The organism is Oleiagrimonas sp., from assembly GCF_027858935.1.
Taxonomy (GTDB): domain Bacteria; phylum Pseudomonadota; class Gammaproteobacteria; order Xanthomonadales; family Rhodanobacteraceae; genus Oleiagrimonas.
The window spans coordinates 1-2234 of the sequence record NZ_JAQIBU010000346.1 but is presented as its reverse complement, the minus strand read 5'-3'; the positions used below and the strand labels follow the sequence as shown (position 1 = coordinate 2234).

The window sequence follows — 2234 nt, the reverse complement described above, 5'->3', positions numbered from 1 at the left end:
GCGCGTTTGTACTCGGCCAGCGCGCCTATCGGATCGTTGTCGATGGTCGACAACAGAAAGCCGCGGACCGAGTAGGTGCTTGCGACATTCGGCGCCAGAACCTGCTGCCTGTCCGCCGCGACTCGGGCTTGCGCGTAGGCCTGTTGCCGCGCATCGCCGGCAGGGGTGATCTGCCCCAGATTGACGTAGGCCATGGACAACAATCCCCAAGCATACGCGTACTCGGGATCGAGCTTGAGTGCATGCCTGAGCAACGGGATGCCCTGACTGAAACCGTCTTTCGTTTGACGCAGAACCAGGGCATGTCCTTGCAACATGAGCTGATAGGCCTCGACATTTCCGCCAGGAGGCTTGGCGCTTGAGACGATGGCATTGCCTAACAGCTTGATCCGGAGTGCTGCAGCCACGGCGTGGCCGATCTTCGACTGTATCGAGAATACGTCCCGCAGTAGCTCATCGTAACTGTGCGACCAGATGCTGCTACCGTCTTTCGCGCGGATCAGGCTGACCGTGACGCGGATACGGTCGCCCTGCTGGCGTACCGAGCCCTGGATCAGGTGCGCCACGCCCAATGCCGCTCCGATCTGCGCCAGGCTATCCTTGCTATCACGAAACTTGAAGCTCGAATACTGGCCAATCACCTTCAGACCATTGACCTGGGTAAGGTCGGAGATCAGCTCTTCGGACAGACCATCGGAAAAATATTGCTGTTTCGGGTCGCCGCTTTCATTGGCAAGTGGCAGTACTGCAACTGATTTGTTTGGGACCTTGGCCAATTCCGCGGCAATGGCCTTGGCATCGAGCACATTCGTGGCGCCGGGGATGTCATGTTGCGTCACGACGGTGTTGGTCACCAGCAACACGATGGCAACGGCCATGACGCCGATAATCCAGAAATCCAGCTTGCGTCCGATAGCGTGCTGGAAAGTCGAGTCCGGAGTCTCGACGTCGTTCTCGAGCTTCAAGCCTGCGGGCGTCAGCTTGTAAAACCACGCGAACGCCACCCAAAATGGAAAACCGATGGCGCAGGCAATCACGAACCAGCGCGTCCCCCAGTCCGGCATTCCGAATATGGGTCCCAATTCCGCGATGCCTTGTGCCAGCGCCCATACCGTGCCGATATACAAAGCCGCCGCACGCCAGATATGGCGGTAGCGCAGTTCGGCGATCAGTCCGCGCTTTTTCGGGGTTTGGGCGTGATTGGTCACTCTGTACCCCAAGGTTCCCTCCGGTGACCGGCCGGTCTCCAGATACAGCCAAGTGTCGGGCTTCGCGCCACCCGATACAAGCGCGCGGTCAGGCCCCTTCCCCAGGGTAAAGATTGGGTTGGGCTTGCTGCCCAAACCCGATCTTTAGAATAGCCGGGGGATGTCGCGGCACTCCAATCGCGTCAACAGTGTACGCCAGGCCTGAGCGGCCCGAGCAGGGCTCGATCGCCCCTACCCGGGGTGGTTGGCATATCGGCAACTTTCGGCGGCATCAATGATGCAACACCAACGTTGATACCCGCTGCAGATGTCGATATTTCTTACACAATGGTTGAAATGCACACAACGCTCGAACTTCAACTCATTGTTTTCTTGGCATTCCAACAGTTGGCACGACAAATGCAATCTAATTATATGAATCGTTTGCGCTTTGCGATCTTCTGGCGCGCGACCCCAAGCGATGGATGCGCTGCCTGCGATAGGTGAACAGACCTCATCGTAGGTTCTTTGGTTTGTTTAGGAGAGTCTTTATGAAGATCCTGTCCATACATTCACGCAAAGCACGGACAGTCGACCGCCCTTCGCACAAGTGGATTCTGGCATTGGCTGTGATTGGTGCCTTTTGTGGTCCCGGCACGGCAATGGCGACGCCGATACTCGGTTCGGACCTGGCGAGTTTCACCGTCCTCGGTCACTCGACAGTGACCAATGTCCGGTCGAGCACCATCGTCGGAAATGTCGGCGTCTGGTCGAGCGGAGGTGCGAATGCCATTACCGGCTTCAACTCTTCGCCAGGCGTTGCGGTATCGGATCTGCAGGTTACGGGAGGAAGCGTATACGCCGGTGGTGCACTCGCACAGTCGGCACAGTCCGGACTCACGACTGCGATAAACAATCTTGCGTCTCTGGGATCAGGTACCACCCTGACCAATGCGGATCTGACGCTTGCAGGGACGCTTGCCCCGGGTATCTATACGGTCCCCGCAGGAACAACCAATCTGTCGGGCACGCTCACACTCGACGGAG

General features: G+C 57.9%; 1 protein-coding gene and 1 pseudogene. One reads left to right on the top strand and one right to left on the bottom strand.

Features of this window, described 5'->3' with window-relative positions:
* Window positions 1-1343, bottom strand: a pseudogene (locus PF446_RS13120) (hypothetical protein); the annotation flags it as partial.
* A 395-nt stretch (window positions 1344-1738) separates the two neighbouring features.
* Between PF446_RS13120 and PF446_RS13115 the strand changes: the two are divergent.
* The coding region (locus PF446_RS13115) for an ice-binding family protein (protein ID WP_298072330.1) at window positions 1739-2234 on the top strand (496 nt) is incomplete at its 3' end.